The organism is Arthrobacter sp. StoSoilB13, from assembly GCF_019977255.1.
In the GTDB taxonomy this organism is placed as follows: domain Bacteria; phylum Actinomycetota; class Actinomycetes; order Actinomycetales; family Micrococcaceae; genus Arthrobacter.
On the sequence record NZ_AP024647.1, the window covers coordinates 341536 to 358561 of the forward strand.

Annotated in this window: 11 protein-coding genes and 1 pseudogene; 3 read left to right on the plus strand and 9 right to left on the minus strand. The window is 58.3% G+C overall.

Annotated features, from left to right (window positions below; translation table 11 throughout):
• Positions 1–19: 19 nt before the first annotated feature.
• The 4 genes from LDP01_RS01730 to LDP01_RS01745 form a co-directional block, all read right to left on the minus strand.
• Complete coding sequence (locus tag LDP01_RS01730) at positions 20–610, minus strand: alpha/beta hydrolase (protein ID WP_224089829.1); 591 nt, start codon at positions 608–610, stop codon at positions 20–22.
• Positions 588–971, minus strand: a complete 384-nt coding sequence (locus LDP01_RS01735) for a hypothetical protein (RefSeq protein WP_224089830.1) — start codon at positions 969–971, stop codon at positions 588–590. Before LDP01_RS01735 ends, LDP01_RS01730 begins: the two co-directional genes overlap by 23 nt.
• A gap of 948 nt (positions 972–1919) precedes the next feature.
• Complete coding sequence (locus LDP01_RS23580; protein ID WP_224089831.1) at positions 1920–2801, minus strand: IclR family transcriptional regulator; 882 nt, start codon at positions 2799–2801, stop codon at positions 1920–1922.
• A gap of 524 nt (positions 2802–3325) precedes the next feature.
• Positions 3326–4468 carry an MFS transporter gene (locus LDP01_RS01745; protein WP_224090969.1) on the minus strand — a complete coding sequence of 381 codons (1143 nt, stop codon included), beginning with the start codon at positions 4466–4468 and terminating at the stop codon, positions 3326–3328.
• Positions 4469–5098: 630 nt separating this feature from the next.
• On the opposite strand from LDP01_RS01745, the gene LDP01_RS01750 reads away from it, so the two are divergent.
• The gene (locus tag LDP01_RS01750) at positions 5099–6100 is read left to right on the plus strand and encodes an NAD(P)H-dependent flavin oxidoreductase (RefSeq protein ID WP_224089833.1); all 1002 of its coding nucleotides are present in this window, start codon (positions 5099–5101) and stop codon (positions 6098–6100) included.
• Between the two features lie 36 nt (positions 6101–6136).
• Positions 6137–6922, plus strand: a complete 786-nt coding sequence (locus LDP01_RS01755; RefSeq protein WP_224089835.1) for an enoyl-CoA hydratase/isomerase family protein — start codon at positions 6137–6139, stop codon at positions 6920–6922.
• A 705-nt stretch (positions 6923–7627) separates the two neighbouring features.
• Here the strand turns inward: LDP01_RS01755 and LDP01_RS01760 are convergent.
• The 4 genes and pseudogenes from LDP01_RS01760 to LDP01_RS23275 form a co-directional block, all read right to left on the minus strand.
• A pseudogene (locus tag LDP01_RS01760) lies at positions 7628–9783 on the minus strand (glucosylglycerate hydrolase family protein).
• A gap of 274 nt (positions 9784–10057) precedes the next feature.
• Positions 10058–11083: an alpha/beta hydrolase gene (locus LDP01_RS01765; protein WP_224089836.1), complete on the minus strand. Its 1026-nt coding sequence runs from the start codon at positions 11081–11083 to the stop codon at positions 10058–10060.
• Between the two features lie 65 nt (positions 11084–11148).
• Positions 11149–12861 carry a molybdopterin-dependent oxidoreductase gene (locus tag LDP01_RS23270; protein WP_346658917.1) on the minus strand — a complete coding sequence of 571 codons (1713 nt, stop codon included), beginning with the start codon at positions 12859–12861 and terminating at the stop codon, positions 11149–11151.
• A complete protein-coding gene (locus LDP01_RS23275; RefSeq protein ID WP_263433732.1) occupies positions 12830–13438 on the minus strand; it encodes a molybdopterin-dependent oxidoreductase in 609 nt (202 codons plus the stop codon). Before LDP01_RS23275 ends, LDP01_RS23270 begins: the two co-directional genes overlap by 32 nt.
• 554 nt (positions 13439–13992) lie before the next feature.
• On the opposite strand from LDP01_RS23275, the gene LDP01_RS01780 reads away from it, so the two are divergent.
• On the plus strand, positions 13993–15447 hold the full coding sequence (locus LDP01_RS01780; protein WP_224089838.1) for an APC family permease: 1455 nt from the start codon (positions 13993–13995) through the stop codon (positions 15445–15447).
• A gap of 449 nt (positions 15448–15896) precedes the next feature.
• Here the strand turns inward: LDP01_RS01780 and LDP01_RS01785 are convergent, their stop codons facing one another.
• Complete coding sequence (locus LDP01_RS01785) at positions 15897–17018, minus strand: alcohol dehydrogenase family protein (RefSeq protein ID WP_224089840.1); 1122 nt, start codon at positions 17016–17018, stop codon at positions 15897–15899.
• Between the last annotated feature and the right edge of the window lie 8 nt (positions 17019–17026).

Here is a 17026-nt window from a genome sequence, read left to right on the forward strand (position 1 = left end):
TGCGCTTTCGTGTCCTGGGTCATTTGTCTTCAACCTGGTCGCGGAAGATCCAGCGGAGTGTCTCCGGGAACACCGCACCGGCATGCCGGAGGGTGTGTCCGCCTGTGCCGTACACGAACATCGAATCGTAGCGGCGGTACTTCAGGGCCGCGTCGAGGTCGTGGTTGGCGATGGGGATGTTGCCGTAGATGACGTCGACGTCGCGCGTCCCGGTCTGGTGCCAGACCCTGATCGGCTTTCGCGGTGCGCGGCGTACCATGCTGGGCAGGTTGTTGGCACCCAATATGTTGATGAAGCTGCCGCAATGCGAGATCACGTTTCCGAACTCGTTCGGGCGATGGAAGGCCGCGGTGAAGGCGCCTGCGCCGCCGGAGCTGAAGCCGCAGATCACGCGGCCGCGTGGGTCGTCGGTGAGCCTGACCTTGGTCCGGATGACGGGAAATAGCTCCTCCACGAGGTAGCGGGCGAAGTCATCGTTGACGGTGTCGTACTCGACAGCGCGGTTGGTGCTCCCGCCGTAGATCGGGTAGCCCGGTCCGGTTTCGCCCGGGTTGTGGAAGAGGCCAACGGTCATGGGGATCTCGCCGTCATGCACCAGGTTGTCCAGCACTGTGGTGGCACGACACTGCTCTCCGGCGTAACTCCAGGCCGTCCAGGCAGATCATCAGGTTGACCGATTCGGCTTCCTCAGCGCCGTGGGGCAGGTACAGGTAGACGCTGCTGGTAACGCCCGGGTAAACGGTGTGACTGGTCCAGCGGAAGTGGTAGTACTTCCCGGCAGGAACGCCGTCTCGAGGAAGTGAGTCGGACGTCAGCATGTATTCGGACGCTGTGTCGTTTTCTGATAACTCGTAAGTGGAAATGTCCTTGCGCGGCAACGTGTGCGCCAAGTCATCATCGTTTGTCAACATTCCCCAGTGGTCAAGATCCACCAGTTCGAGTTCGGTTGCAGCTACCTGCGGATAAGTCATGGTAAATACCTTTCTTCTTCTCAAGGTGGTCGAGGTCTTGTCTCAAGGTCGCTTGAGCACTTCGCCGTAACGGTGGGCGTTGAGCTCCAACCTAAAGTCTTGGCGCTCTGTTGTGACAAGCACCACAAAACCAACACCAAGCACTCTGACGACGGCGGCGCGAGTCATCGTCTGGATCGGCTTAGCGCGCTTCGCCGGCTCCCTTTGTGTACATATCCTCAGGTGGTCTCCTTAGGTCCGTAAGTATTCGGCAGCGTGCACTGATCTTGCCCTACGTAAATCGCTTCGGGTAGTGGTGGTTTAACCAATCGACGAGCACGGATTTGGTGTTGTTTCAGTGTCTAGACCCAGTTCGAAGGTGACGTCCGCGTAACAAGCAGCCGATGTTCCCGCGGGCGGAAGAGTCACGGACGAGAAGAGCCTTGGGTGAGCCATCAGTTTGGTGGTCCTCGTCGAGTGAACCGGGCCCGCGGTGTGGGGCCCTCTGCGGTTCCGTTCCTAGCTAACTTAGTCGCGGAAGTTCCAGCGGGGTGTCCCTGGGGAACACCGCACCGGAATGCCAGAGGGTGAGTCCGCCGGGTGCAGTGGACGAACATCGAGTCGTATGGGCGATACTTCAGGGCCGCGTCGAGGTCCTGGTTGGCGATGAGGATGTTGCCGTAGATAACGGTGACGTCGCGCGTCCCGGTCTGGTGCCAGACTCGGTCTGCTTTCGCAGGGCGCGGCGGACCATGCTGGGCATGGTGTTCGCGCCCAGGATGCTGATGAAGCTGCCGTGCATTGGTTTTCACTCGACATCGGCCGACAAGCAGCCCAGATTCTTGTACTGTCAGACCGTCTGTCCGTCTCTGGCACAACGTCGGCAAAGTCAGAAGGTGGAACCTTGCGCGGGGGTGTGAGGGGACGACGATGTTTCGACTGCAACAACGGACTCGTGGAACTCAAGGCTCACAGCCCTTCTCCTAAGCCGTGAGCGATTGCCATGGCAGCCTTCACCAACATGCCCCCGAATTTATCTTCCAACTCAGCCGACATTCGATGAACCGGGGTTGAGATGCCTATCCCAGCCACGCCTACTCCCGCGACAACGATGGGTGCCGCAATGCCGTGGACGCCTTCCTGCCACTGCTGGTCGTTCACTGCGTAGCCAAGTACTCTGGCCTGGTCAATGGCAGCGGACAGGGTATCGCGTTCCGTGATTGTAAACGGTGTGTAGGCGGTCAATCCCCGAGACAGGATCTCGTTGACCTCCTCGTCCGACCATGTCGAGAGAAGCGCTTGCCCGTTGGCGGAGGCCAACAGTGGAATGGACATGCCAGGTGAGACGTGGGCACGTACCGCCTGGGGGCTTTCGAGGCACTCGAGGACGAAAACCGAATCCCCTTTTATGACAGACAGATGGACGGTCTCGCGCGTCTCCTCCCGAAGATGCTCCATCGCCGGTAAGGCTATCGTGCGGAGATCATTGCCTGCCTGGTGTCGCTGCCCCAACTGGAACATTTTCGGTGTCAAGGTCCAACGTGTCACTTGGCCTTGGACCTCGGCGGCCCAACCTCCCTCTTGAAGCGTGCGGAGCATCCGCTGTACTGACGATTTTGGGAGCTCCAAGTCTCTGGCCAGCTGCGATACACCCACCAGACCAGGCTCGGAAAGTCGCTCAAGGACACGCATTCCGGTCAACACGCTTCTCACGCCCTCATTAGCCAACCGACCCCTCCCAATTTTTGCCGACACTGCAGATTGTCTCGCCAGCTTACTGCGTCCCGCCGTACCAGCCGGGACATCGAAGCTGACTGCAAGGGTCGGTGTTGAATCGAACTGGGATGACATTATGGGATTATCAGCTAATAACGGCTGCCGCCGAGTAGGGTTATTTGTAGCCGTCCTTGTCGTGGATGATCCAGGGGAGTCCGGGAACACCGAACTAGCATGCGTGAGGGCGTGTCCACCGCTGCCGTTCACGAACGTTGAGTCGTAGCGGAAGTGCTTCAGGGCCGCGTCGAGGTCATGGTTGGCGATCGGGATGTAGCCGTAGATGATGTCGACCTCGCCTTTCCCGCTCTTTTGTCATACACGGGTAGGCTTGCGTTGTAAGCGGCGGATTATGCTGGGCAGGTTGCTCGCACCCAGGCCTGAAATCCCGACTGGACAAAGGCCGGGCGCCCCAGCCGTGTTAGCGTCCAACAGGGTGGGACAGTTAGGCACGCTAGGACGCGGCTAGCATGCACGGATCAAGGCGTCCGAGATTGCCCGACTAAACATCACTTCGGGGCAGTTGACGAAGTGATGTTTAGTCGGGCGGCTTGCACGCGGCGCCTGTTCAATGGCAGCATTCCTATCGCGTCAAGATTGGATCAAACCTTCTTCATCAGAGATTCGTCTGCTTTTTCGATGGACGGTGCTGTTGTACGGCCTTGCCAGGCGGCGAACACGAACAAAATGCCTCCGAGCACGAACATGCCAGAAACGGCGGCCGTGCTTTCGGTCCCGGAAGCCGCTATCAGTGCCAGAGCCACCACGGGACCGAAGCCGGCGGTAATTGCGCCGCTGGACTCCTTGCCCACGCCTACTCCCGTGACACGAGTATTGGTAGCAAATTGCCGGGCCATGAATGGGCTTGCCGCTACGGAGAGTAGCGGCGCAAGAATGCCCGTCCCGAGAATCAGGGCGATCCAGATGTACAGCGCGACTCCTGTATTGAGTAGCCAGAAAAAGGGGAACGCGTAGGCGATGACCATAAGGCCGCCGTACGTCAGGACTCTCTGAACAGGGAGTACGTCGCAGAGCCGACCGCAAATGGGTGTCCACAAAATTGCGATCGCGCTGGCCAACGTTATGCCGAAGCTACTGACGGCACCACCAACATCTTTGAATTCAGCAAGGTAAGAAATGGAGAAGGTCTTCCAAAGAGTCGCGATGAGTGCGTAGCCGGCGTAAGTTGCGAACACGATTACCAGGCCCCTCCAGTCTGACCTGAAAAGGTCGGCCAAAACACGAAACCAGCTTCTTCGGGTTTCGGCAATTGGCATTGCCTCGAAATCGGGACTCTCCGGTAGCTTCCGGCGAATAACGAACCCCACGACGGCAACGAGAAAGCTTACTACAAACGGGATTCGCCAACCCCAAGAGTAGAAGAAGTCGTCGCCGATTAACGCCAAACCAGCCACCGCGAGTGAGGCGAAGAAGACGCCCAGGTTGACTCCGAGCGTCGGGAGGGAGCCGAACCGCCCGCGCTTGCCCTCCCCGGCGTGTTCATAGGAGACGGTTATCGCAGCACTGAATTCTGCGCCCGCGCCAACACCTTGAACGATGCGAAGCAGGACCAGCACGATGGGCGCTGCCACGCCGATCGTGTCGTAAGAAGGAAGCAATCCCATCAGTGCCGTGGATCCGCCCATCAAGATAAGACTCCAGGACAACACCACCTTGCGTCCGAACTTATCTCCCATGATGCCGAACACCAGGCCCGCAAGAGGGCGGGGCCAGGAACCCGACACCGAACGTCGCAAGGGCAGCCATTGCGCTTGCAGTTGAGTCCGAAGAGGGGAAGAACGTGGGACCGATTACTAGTCCTGCCATCGCCGAGTACAGAAAGAAATCGAAATATTCGAGAGCGGTGCCTACGACAACCGCGGGTCCGACTCGTCGATGAGCGGCCTTGGCTGACTGGATATTTGCCGCACTGGGCAGCGTTGGATGACTCACTAAATAACCTCCGATTAGTCGAGGTGGTCTGTAGTTTCCCACCCATTTGCCACATTGGCACAGTGTTCCAATAGGCGGCACACCTATGATTGCGGTCACAAACGGCGTGTGTCAATGGCCAAGCACCGCCCCAACGGGTGAATTGGAGAAAGCGGTCTCCGAAATGTTCTGCTCGCCATTGGGTTCTGCGGCGGCTAGTTCGGACCGCTGATCGGCGGCTGGCGTGACCGATATGAAGTCGGGTGAGCAACCTCAGGGTTCCTGCCGCTTGTGGAGATCTTGGGCTCATGGATTTTAGATCGAGCACTGGAAAAACTTACTTTCTAGTAAGCAACTATGTTAGGGTGGGCCCACCGATAGTAGTCGGGCGGAGACCTGAGCCCCCGACCAAGTCGGCAAGATCAAAGAGCAGAGGGCACAATATGTCATTGGATCCAAAACAACGTAATTCGCTCGTTCTGCCCGTTGTGTGCGCACCCATGGCAGGTGTGTCCGGGCCCGACCTGGTTCGCGAGGCATGCAAGTCGGGAATCATGGGCGTCTTACCGCGACACAACGCCGCCGACCTCGCACAATTCGGGGACTGGCTCCGCCAGATCCGCCTCGACCTTGACGAGTATCGCGAACGAGTTCCCTCTGCGATCATCGGCCCCCTGGCAGTGAATTTTTCTCGACGCAAGACAGCTGATGAGATGAAGGAAGACCTTGATCTCTGCGCTCGGTACGGTGTAGAGGTTATCGTCAGTGCGATGGGCGATCCGACCGAGCTCACACGAGTTGTGCACGGATGGGGCGGCAAGGTCTTTCACGATGTCACGAGCATGCGCTTCGCTGAGAAGGCGATCTCCGCCGGCGTCGACGGTCTGACTTGCATTGTCGGCGGTGGAGGTGGCCACTCGGGGCTACTTAGCCCACTGGTCTTCATTCCTCAGGTGCGGAATATGTTCGACGGCACAATACTTATGGCCGGCACCATTTCAACCGGCGCCGCTATCAGGTCTGCAGAGATCCTCGGCGCCGATCTCGCGTACCTAGGGACCCGCTTCATTGCCACAAAAGAGGCGAATGTTCCCCCGGCCTATAGGCAGATGCTTGTTGAGGCTAGGTCGACAGATCTGGTCTATACGAGCAGTGTAACTGCAGTTCCCGCCAATTGGTTGAAGCCCTCACTTGCCTCAATTGGCTTGGATCCTGAGAATCTTCCGGTCTCATCCGGCCGCGGTAATTACGACCATCTGCCGCCGAAGACGCGGCCATGGCGTGATATCTGGAGTGCCGGCCAGGGCATCGACCTCATCGACGATGTTCCTTCAGTGTCTGACTTGGTTCAACGCCTGCGCATCGAGTACCGCGCCGCCTGCCAGATTCCCGAATTTCTCCCGATCCATGAGAACTGTGATGTCAGCGATGCCGTTGACGCCTAGCAATTTGGAACGCCGCTCACTTCAAAGAGTGACGGCATGACAGAGCTGAGGATTGACCGCCCAGCAGCAGGAGTGCTCCGCTGCCGACTGGACGGACCGGACACTTTGAACGCGCTTGATGATCCCGTCAAGCGTGCACTGGTGGAGCAAATTGTCCTTTCGGCATCTGCACCGGAGGTGCGCGTGCTGATGCTGACAGGTACCGGCCGGGCGTTCTGTTCCGGTGGCGATATTGGGGGCATGGGGCGACGCACTCCGGCTGAGATGAACCAAGTGCTGACCTATGGCCGCCAGATTACCGAAGGCCTGTACAACCTGCAGAAGCCGGTCGTGGCGGCGGTGAATGGCATTGCGTCTGGAGCTGGTTTCAACCTTGCCCTCGCCTGCGACCTCATCTTAGCCGCCCCACAGGCATGGTTCCAGCAGTCCTTCGTAAAAATGGGTCTGATGCCAGATATGGGCGGTACTTATTTCCTGGCCCAGTCCATCGGTCTGCACCGCGCCAAGGATGCGGTGCTGAACATGCGCAGGTTCTCCGCACATGAAGGCAAACAGTTGGGGTTCGTAGCTGAGGTTCTGGAGGGTGAGTCTTTTGACGACCAAGCCGTGGCGTATTGTGCATCGCTTTCTCGACGAGCCCCTTTGGCCCTTGGACTGACAAAGCTCCTTACCAACCGCTCGGTTGACGGTACCCTCGGTGATGCACTGGACCGCGAGGGGCTTGCCCAGGGAGTCTTGGCCGCCACGGAAGACCACAAGCGTGCCGTGAGGACGTTTCAAAGCAAAGGTGACCTCAATGCCATCGAGTTCACGGGAAACTAATTCAACCGCTTCCCGGGGCCGGTGTCCGACTCTAGGTCATGTTGTGCTTGGTTTCACCACATTTCGAGCCCTTCGTAGACGCTTGCAAGGACAATCTTTATAGTGCGGCCTCGATGCTGCGGAGATACTGGTTCAGCGCGTCGGCGGGAAGGTCCAGTTTTGCGCTGAGCGCCCGACGAAGCAGACTGTGCCGTCGGGCCGAATAAGAGGGAGCATCTCGGGGAGAGCTGTTGCTCTGACGAACTCCAGGGCTGAGTCGAGGCCATCCGGTGCGAGCTTGCGGATCGCGTCTGGCAGGGAGTCGTCATCGACCAGAGCATGGTCGGCGCACCTCGATGAGGAGATCAGACCGGACTGGGTTTCGGGTTGTTGAGATGACTGTGGCGCCGAGCCCGTGAGCGATTGCATGAGCCCCACGGTGGAAGGCGTTAGTGAGTCGCCCGGCCGGTTCTCATCGTTTACGAGTGGGTGCGACCGGGTTCGGGTTGGCTCGATTACTGAGTGATGCCGGTACCCTCGGCGCCGACGAAGCCGCGGGTATTCCCGGGCCAGCCATGGTTAGGGCTGATGGCCCCTACACCAGCAAGCTCTGGACTGATCCTGTTCGTCGCAGAAACTCTGGGCTGGCCTGGGGCCTCGGCGGCGCTTTCAGGATCTCGTCCTTACCTTGCGTCTGTCCGGTCCTGTCTGCCGGCGGCGGCAGGCCTAGCTCTTTCGGCGTCGATCGGCTTGCTCCACTAACTCAGTAATCCACGGCCTATGCCCTCGATGGAAAGTCAAATGATCGGGTAAGCCATCGACGACTGGGACGGACTGTGAAATGTCAATGGTAATTCTGCCGCCTGCCATGGGTGCGTTTGTGATGTGGACATCACCAAAAGAATCGGGGAGGACTGGGTCCATCCACACGCCGCCTTGGGAAACGTGAGCGTCATACCGCATCAGGCCCGTCACTAACAGGATGGGGGTCGTTGCCGCCCAGGCCTGAGGCGAGCATGCCGTCGGATAGGGTAGAGGCACTGCGAATTGATCCCGGCTGAAACCGCAAAACAACTCCGGGAGACGGCCACCGGAAAACTCGGCGGCCTCCAGTAGGGCAGTCGAGATCCGTTGCGCCTCTTCTACGAACCCATACCGCAGCAGTCCGGCTGCAATAATGGCGTTGTCGTGGGGCCATACGGAGCCGTTGTGATAGCTGGCGGGGTTATACGCACCCATGTCCGTGGCCAAAGTTCGGACGCCCCATCCGCTGAACATCTCGGGGGACATGAGGTGCTTCACCACCGACGGTGCCTTGTCCTCATCCACAAGTCCGAGCCATAGACAGTGCCCCATGTTGGAAGCGCAAGCGTCAACCTGGCGCTTGTTGCCGTCCAAGGCAACGGCGTAATAGCCACGTTCCGGCATCCAGAATTCCTCGTTGAAACGCTTCTTCAACTGCACCATTAGATCGGCGTAATGGTTGCCCAAAACATCGTCTCCGGCATCATAAGCCATCCAGGCGCGGGGCCCGCGTAGGCTCCGTAGACGTATGCCTGCACCTCACACAGGGCTATTGGCGTCTCGGGCATACTTCCATCTGCGAAATTAATACCGTCCCAGGAATCCTTCCAGCCTTGGTTAATCAACCCTTGGTTGTTCAGGCGTTCATATTCGACAAACCCGTCACCGTCTTTATCCCCGTATTTTTGGATCCATTCCAGTGCGCGGTCTGCGTGGGGCAGTAGAGCGGCAATGGTGTCCGCGGCGAATCCCCAACGGCTAACCGATCCGAGAACCATGACAAAGAGAGGGGTGGCGTCAACGCTGCCGTAATAGGTGGCCTTGCCTCCTAGGGCCAGTCCGCTTGAGACATCAAGCCTGACCTCGTGCAAAATCTTGCCGGGTTCTTCTTCGCTTATTGGATCTATCACGCTGCCCTGGCGGTCGGCGAGTGTTTGCAGTGTGCCCAGTGCTAAGGAGGGATCAATAGGAAGCGACATCTCCGAGGCCCATAACGAGTCCCGACCAAAAAGGGTCATGAACCACGGTGCGCCGGCGGCCACGACAACTCGGTCCGGGTGGTAAGGGTCTTCAATCCTGAGTGCGCCCAAATCGTCATAGCTGCGCCGCATAGTTCGTTCAATCGACCGGTTCCCCATCTGCAGGACCGGAATCTTGGCCACCCACTGTTGTCGGCGAAGGTCACTGGGGGAGAGTTCGCCGTCCGCGTGGACGAAGGACGGTGGACGGCTGCCGCTCTCGGTTTCGGGCATCACCGTAATGGTTGTGCTCCACTGGCCGCGCGGTGCGATGGTCAACCTATATGTCAACGCTTCCGCCGTAACCTCCGCGCCAGGGGCACGAATAACGACGCCCTTTTGGACATCTTGCCAGGTGGCCTGAATAACCAGCTCATCGCTCCGGATCTGGCGGGTTTCGTCCCAATGCCTTTTTATTCGCGCCTCCTTCACTTCGAAAAGATCAGCGAAATCGGCGGCAACTCTTAGCGAAACGACGCAGTTGGCCGCCACAAGCGAGTAGTTCCGGACGGTGATCTGTTCGTGGATTCCGGCGCCCACTTCGCGCAGCCGCTCCACAATAAGGGGGCCATCGGCGCGTCCGTTAAAGCCGGGTACACGTCCCGCAAATAGCGCGCGGTACGGTTCCTTCGTTTCAGCCCCCAACTCTTCTACCACCTGGCCGTTTACGGATAAGCCCCAGTGCGACAAGATACGAGTGTCTTGGACGAAAAGACCATGTGGATGCTCAGGATGAATATCACCGTTCGCCAAGGAGATACAGAAAGACGAACCCTCAACGAGAGTAACCGTCCCGGCACCTAGAGGCCCCGCAGCATTATCAACATTCCAAGCGGACATTCCAGACCTCCCAGTAGAGGCCAGCGCCGTTTAGCACCGATACGCCGCAAGGTCTCACGTGAACATTCCCTCGAAATGGACGCTACTCTCGGCTGTGCTTTCAGGCTAGAGAGTGGGACCCGCGAAATTCTTTCGGTGTCTGTCACCAACGGGCAGGTTGAGACTCAGCATGCCGCCACTACCGGCCGATCTAGAGGTGTCCTCATAGCGTCCCAAGTGGCGCGTGTTGGAGTCGAAAGTGCGCATGTTGGCCGGCTAAGGGGTACAAGTTACTTTAATTGGCCTGAATTTTCTCATCCGCCGACAGCCGGATGTCTTCAATAATGCTCCTCATTCTCCTGTCGTACCACCCTCTCCGAACTGCTGCCGATTCCTTGGAAACGTGGGCTTCGGGCACCATCAGATCCGAACCATGAATTGTGCCGGCCCATTGGTGGAGGTCTGCCGTGCCACCGGAACGCCAGATTGCCTGAGCCAAAGCCGTCGTGTCGTCTCGGAAGGCATCACTCGCGCCACACATGAGAAAGACAGGAGGAAAGCCGGAAAAGTCACCGTCAAGCAGACGGCCAACAGCGAGGTGCGGATAGTCATCAAGGATAGAAGGAGAGGCCTTTCCCAGGACGGCGTTCCACATCACGCGGTACATCTCGGCAACAGCCGTAGAACTGTTGTCGAGTTGTTGATAGGAGATCGAACCTGCCCTGTCGTCAATCATGGCCCCGTCAATGACCAAGCCGGCATAGTCCAGGCCAGCCGCGCGCGCTTCGAAAGCGACTGCTGCTGCCAGGCCGGCGCCGCCGCTGAGTCCATGCAGGAACAGGGCATTCCGCGGATAGTTGAGCTCGTTTGCATGAGCTGCGACCCATAAAAAGGCATCAAGAGAATCCAGCATTCCGGCTGGGGCAGGATGGTCGGGCGCCCGACCGTATTCCACTGCAACGACGAGCAGGGACTGATCTTCAGCGATGTCCAAAATTTGGGGAAGATCCAGTGAGAGCGCCGCACCAGTAACCATCCCGCCGCTATGCAACCAAACAACGGCACCACGTGCCGATTGGTGTGCCGGACCTATGACATGCAGGGTCACGGATCGCCCCTTGCGGCCCTCTATAACCTTCGTGTGAACCGTGAACATTCCGTTACGCGTAATCTGATCATCCCCCAGAATTAATTCCCTCTGTTGAATCATCGCTTCGAGCGCAGCCGCTTGGTCTTCGTATGCCGCCATGCTGGCCATGAACGGTGCAACTTCAGGGTCATAGGGAGGAAGGGGGCCGAGGGCAGAAGGTTGAACTGACATTGATTAGTCCTTTTTCTTTAGGGCCGAATGCGGACACTTAGAGGGGAATCCCTTGAGCCGGCATCCTACTTGTCGCTGACCAGAACGGGCGCTGTGAGGACGTCCAGTTCAGGGATATCGGCCGTCCATGCCTCAACCTCAACGAGTGCGTGCTGAGCAGTGGTGGCCTGCGAAAGACTTGAAGACGGCCTGTCCGATGTCAACACATTGGGATTTCCGTGGCGGCAGAACGAAGGATCATCGGGTGCAGGGTCGTACCAGGCCCCTGCTGAAAGCTGGACAACACCCTTGCGTATGGCAGGAGAAATCTCCAGGCCGGCCAAGCACCTTCCACGGTCGTTTCGAACCAAGACGACCTGTCCGTCCGAGAGTTCACGGGCAGCAGCATCTTCTGGATTCATTCGGAGGGGCTCGCGTCCCCGTATTTTGGACTTTTGACTGGTAGCCCCTATGTCCAACTGGCTGTGTAGTTTGGTCTTGGGTTGATTCGCTATCAGGTGCAGCGGGTAATCGCCAGCTGATCCAAGCCATTCGTCGGGCTCGATCCAAACGGGATGACCGGGACAATCAGGGTAGCCGAAACTGTCGATCGTCGAGGAAAAGATCTCAATCTTGCCACTGGGGGTGGCCAGCGGATTCTCAATTGGATCGCGCCGGAATTCGGAAAACAGGACCTGATCCGGCTTTATCACCGGTATCTCGATCTTCTCGCTCGCCCAAAATGTGTCGAAATCCACGACTGGAGTTCCCTTGTCAGCGAGCCTCTTCTGCCACCCGTCATATAGATGGCGAAGCCAGCCCATTGTGTCGCGGTTTTCGGTGAAGACATCACCCCGCCCCATCTTTTCCGCCACAGCGGCAAAGATATCGAAATCATCCCGCGCTTCTCCAGCGGGCGCCGTCAGAGCGTGCATAGGAAAGAACGTAGGGTCGTTGCGGCCGGCCCCGTAATCGTTTCTCTCAAACGTCATTGTTGCAGGCAGTACTATATCGGCGTGCCGTGCGGTACTCGTCCAGAACTGCTCATTGACGATGACGGTTGCCGGCTTTGACCACGCCTTCCGGAATTTGGCAAGGTCTTGGTGGTGATGGAAGGGGTTGCCGCCCGCCCAATAGATCAATTCGATTTTCGGCAAAGTCAGGCGGTTGCCATTGAAGTCGATCTCGCTGCCCGGTTCGAGCAACATGTCCGAGATCCGTGCTACGGGGATATAGGACGGCTCTTCGTTTCGCCCCTGAGGAAAGGACGGTGCGCTCGATACTCGCAATGGCAATCCTACGTCTGCCGAAGAGCCGTACCCATGCTGGAAACCACCGCCAGGCAGGCCGATCTGGCCCAGCATGGCTGCAAGTGTCACACCGAGCCAAACAGGTTGCTCGCCATGCTGCTGCCGCTGCATTGACCAACTGATGTTAATCATCGTCCGCGAGGCTGCCATCTCGCGCGCAAGCCGAACGATTCGCTCAGCAGGTATCGACGTCAACTTTTCTGCCCATTGAGGATTCTTGGGCGCTCCATCAACTTCACCGCGTACGTAGGACAAGAATTTGTTCGCCCCAACGCAATAACGGTCCAGGAATTGCGAGTCAGCGAGGTTCTCTGCATCCAGAACGAAGGCCAATGCCAGCATCAAAGCGGCGTCACTGCCCGGAACGGGGGCGATCCATTCCGCTTGGGCTTCCCTATAAGTATCATCTGCGATTGGTGATACATCGATGAAGCGGCAGCCGCGCGCAACGGCGTCCTTAATTGCGTTGCGAGCGACGTGCCGACCAATTCCGCCTGGGGCCTACTCCGCTGTTTTTTTCTGACAATCCGCCAAAAGCAACGAACAGCTCTGTGTTCTGGCTGACCACGTCCCAGGATGTTGCCTTCGCCATGATTTCAACTGGGGGAGCGATAACGTGCGGAAGCAGTACGCCGGAGGCGCCGTAACTATAGTCGGTCACACCTGCAACGTATCCGCCCAGGGAGTTCAGGAATCTGTGGATTTGGCTTTGGGTGTGATGGAAGCGGCCGGCGCTGGCCCATCCGTATGAGCAGCCGTATACAGCCATGGGCCCGTATTCGGCGTAGACACGGCTAAGTTCCGCACTGACTAGCTCTATGGCCCGTTCCCACGAGACCTCCACGAAGGGCTCGGAACCACGTCCTGATCCACTCCCCGGTCCGTGTTCCAGCCATCCCGAACGAACGGCCGGACGCAGCACGCGAGTTGGATGATGTTGCGCTGAGGCCACATTATCGAGAATGTCTCTGGGGTCCGGATCTCCAGACCATGGTTTGACGGACCGTAGAGACTTTCCGTCGCTCTCAGCTTCGAAGGCTCCCCAGTGTGTCAAATGCGTACCCATGCTTCGGGTCCCCTTGCGTCGTTTCGTGTACGTCGGTCTGGTTCCCGTTCACGTCGTTAGACGTACCAGGCCACTTTGAGAACAGACTAGGTGTCGAAACGGAGTGGTGAACATTGGAGCACAGCCGACAGCGGGTTCGTGTGCTCGGCGAAACTCCAAATCCCCTCAAGAACTACGCATGCAGCACCGTTGCGAACCGGGTGGCAAGCAGTAAAGCTGTGCCGGGGCGAATCAACCTCCTGCGCTCGAGGATGGCTGGAACGCGAACGAAACCATCGACCAATCTTGGTGAATCAGCCAATTCCGGATGCGTAAGAGTGTGGCCAATATCATGTTAGACCGCTGAATTTGGGCGTCCAAACGAGGCCTGGAGCGGCGGTTCCATAATCACGTACCGACCGTGCGAGGCGGACGACACAAAGCGCCTCTCGCGGACAAATCACCTCCTCGGATGGTGCGGCAATAGGTTTTGTCACACCAAGCTTTGGGTACCGCTTGTGGCCCTACCTCGATCATTGGTGATCCAAAAATCGTGAACTAAGAAGGGACAACAAATGGATTTGACGATTCCGGCGGCCGCTGAGCGGTCCACCCAATCGCCCCACCTCACTGGCAACATGGGCTTCTTCCAGCTGATCTTTAGCGTGATGGCCTACAACGCACCGATGGTAGTTGTCATCGGAATTATCCCGATTATGGTCATGGAGGGGGCCGGTATCGGAACTCCCATCTCCTTTGTCGTGGCCGGCATTATCCTGGCTCTGTTCTCAGTTGGATTCACTAGAATGGCAAGGGTGCTGCCCAACCCCGGCGGCTTCTATGCCCTTATCACTGCAGGCCTCGGTCGCCATGTTGGTCTGGGGTCCGGTTATATCGCTTTGCTCGCTTATTTCTGCGTCTACGCCGGCACCTTTTCGTTCGCTGGCATCGTAGCGGGAGAACTCATTACAAACACCCTGCATGGTCCGGAGCTTCCCTGGTATGCCTGGGCGGCCTGCTTTTGGCTGGGTTCAGCGGTCCTCAGCTACTTTAAGGTCGAGTTGTCAGCTAAAGTTCTTACGATATTCCTCTTCTCCGAACTGACCGTCATCGTCATCTACTGCGTCTTGGTTTTCATTAATGGAGGTGCCAATGGTGCTGGCATTTCCTTGGAGCCTCTGAGCCCGGCGCATTGGTTCGACGGAAACTTCAGTCTGGGAGTTCTCCTGGCGATCGGTATGTATGGTGGGTTCGAGGTCACGGTGCTCTTCCGGGAGGAAGTACGTAATCCAGTCCGCGTCATCCCCCGTGCCACCTTCGCGGTCATTGCCATCGCGATGGCGACTTATGCATTGTCGTCGGTTGTATTCATAGGTTCTTTGGGCATCGACAACGTAGTAGGTCTGGCACAGGAAGACCCGACAGGGGCAATGAATGCCAGTATTCACTCCTCTGGCGGAGAATTGCTAGCCACCCTTGCAGCAGTGATGGTCGTTACAAGTACCTTCGCAGTGATCCTGGCTGCGCACAACATCACTGCACGATATGTCTTCAACCTCAGCGCCGATAAAATACTGCCTGAGAGGATGGCCTCGGTCCATAAGCGTCACGGATCGCCGCACATCGCCTCCATCATGACCAGCGCTGCTGCTCTCGTTCTCAATGGTGCCGCCGTTGTTTTCGGACTGGATCCTCTCGTCTTCTACGCGGCGGTACTTGGCATGACCAGCTTCATCGCTCTGGTCATCATCTTTGTCTGCAACCTTTCCGTTGGAACCTATATGCGTCGCAACGGCGGCCAGCTCGCCTCGCCCTGGGCAACCGTTGCTTGCCCGATTCTGGCTGCGGTAGGTCTGGGCAGCGTCCTGGTGATGGCCGCAATAAACTTCCCCATGTTGGTTGGAGGTTCCGAAGTACTAGCCGCTGGACTCATGGCCTTTATAGTCGGTGTGTTCATCTTGGGCGTTGTGACGGCGAGCGTCCATCGCCGTAAGAACGCTGATATTTACAGCCGCATCGGTCGGCAGTAATCGTCCCTTTCCCATGGTAATGACGACGGCGACGCCACCTCGGAAGGGGGCGTCGCCGTCGTCGTTTGTTCACCGTACCGACTCTCGTCCCGCCACGCTGCGCATCAGCGGCCTCCCCCTCCACAAGTCAGCAGCAGCCGCTGTCAGCAACGCCATGGCGTCGGCGACCAGTGCTGATATCAGCCCGTATGTGGCACCCCGGTCATCACAGGCTTGCCCATGCAGGCGATCCATTCCACCCTCGTGTGCCGTGCAACTGCGGCCTGTCCGGGCCGATCACCGCCGCCGGGCCGGTCTTGGTCCCCGCCGCGAAGGAACAAATCCTCCATCACCGAATTGGGAAACAACCGTTACTGATGCATGGCAGGAAAGGGAAAACGCTGGCCGGGGCCATCAAGTCCCCGGCCAGCGCCTTCACGAGTTTTCAGTTCTGCGTACTTGATCCGAAGTCAATGAACGTCGGGCGTAACGACAATCTTGCCGATATGGGTTCTCTTCAGCATCGTCTCCTGAGCCTTACTGAGCTCAGAGAGCGGAAAGACCTCTTCTACGAGAGGCTTGATCTTTCCCTCCTCGATGAGACCGACAAGACGCGCAAACGTCTCGGGCGTAGGGTTAGTGATCCCGTGCAACTCCAGATCCTTATAGATGAGCTCGCGAAGGTCGATACGGCTCACCGGTCCACCGATGGCTCCCGCTGTCGCGTATCGACCTCCACGCCGAAGCATGAGAAGCAAACTCTCGAACATGCTGCCCCCGACAACATCGATAACGACGTCCGCACCGCGTTCACCGATAACAGCTGCTACGGCAGCCGCCAGGTCCGGTACATCTCGAGGGACAAATCCGTCGACGCCGAGTTCTCGCAGCCGTGCCTCTTTGCCAGCACTTGCAATTGCGATAACACGGGCTCCACGTGCCTGCGCCAGCTGGATAGTCGCAGTGCCCACCCCGCCGGCTGCGCCGGTGACGACGACTGTCTCGCCGTCGCTCAGCTCGGTCCGGGCCAGCATCTCCTCGGCAGTGTCGTAAGAGCAGGGGAAAGTGGCGAGCTCGGCGTCACTGAGGTTAGTGCTTACCGGATGGGCGTTCACGGACGGTACGTGCACATACTCTGCGAAACCTCCGTCCCGGTCTCCACCCAGGTACTCAACAATCTGTGCACGGCGGGGAAGCTTCGGATCCCGAACGGACGGGTCGACGACGATTCGAGTACCGATCCGGCTCTCATCCACTCCTTCCCCGACTGCCACGATCGTTCCAGCCACCGAGGCGCCTTGAACCCGGGGAAACGACATTTTCGTGCTATTCCAAGTGGCACCGGCATCGTCGTCGCGCCCCGAACGGCCAAGCTCCTCTGAGACAGACTCCTCGACCACCCGGTCGTACCATCCCGTGCGCGTGTTGATCTCGGTATTGTTGAGTGCGCACGCGCCGACCTTGACCAGGACTTCTCCCGGCCCCGCCACAGGGGTCGGCACGTCGGTCCGGTACACCAGCTGGTCGAGGCCGCCGTGGCCGACCAGCTGGACGGCAGCCATCATTGTGGGAATGTTCGTAATAGTGGTCACTGCTCTCT

What these genes read in the sequence shown, in the direction of transcription:
- LDP01_RS01765 (WP_224089836.1), bottom strand. Translation starts at nt 11,083, where the DNA reads ATGTCAGTTCAACCTTCTGCCCTCGGCCCCCTTCCTCCCTATGACCCT.
- LDP01_RS23580 (WP_224089831.1), bottom strand. Translation starts at nt 2,801, where the DNA reads ATGTCATCCCAGTTCGATTCAACACCGACCCTTGCAGTCAGCTTCGAT.
- LDP01_RS01780 (WP_224089838.1), top strand. Translation starts at nt 13,993, where the DNA reads ATGGATTTGACGATTCCGGCGGCCGCTGAGCGGTCCACCCAATCGCCC.
- LDP01_RS01755 (WP_224089835.1), top strand. Translation starts at nt 6,137, where the DNA reads ATGACAGAGCTGAGGATTGACCGCCCAGCAGCAGGAGTGCTCCGCTGC.
- LDP01_RS23275 (WP_263433732.1), bottom strand. Translation starts at nt 13,438, where the DNA reads ATGGGTACGCATTTGACACACTGGGGAGCCTTCGAAGCTGAGAGCGAC.
- LDP01_RS01735 (WP_224089830.1), bottom strand. Translation starts at nt 971, where the DNA reads ATGACTTATCCGCAGGTAGCTGCAACCGAACTCGAACTGGTGGATCTT.
- LDP01_RS01750 (WP_224089833.1), top strand. Translation starts at nt 5,099, where the DNA reads ATGTCATTGGATCCAAAACAACGTAATTCGCTCGTTCTGCCCGTTGTG.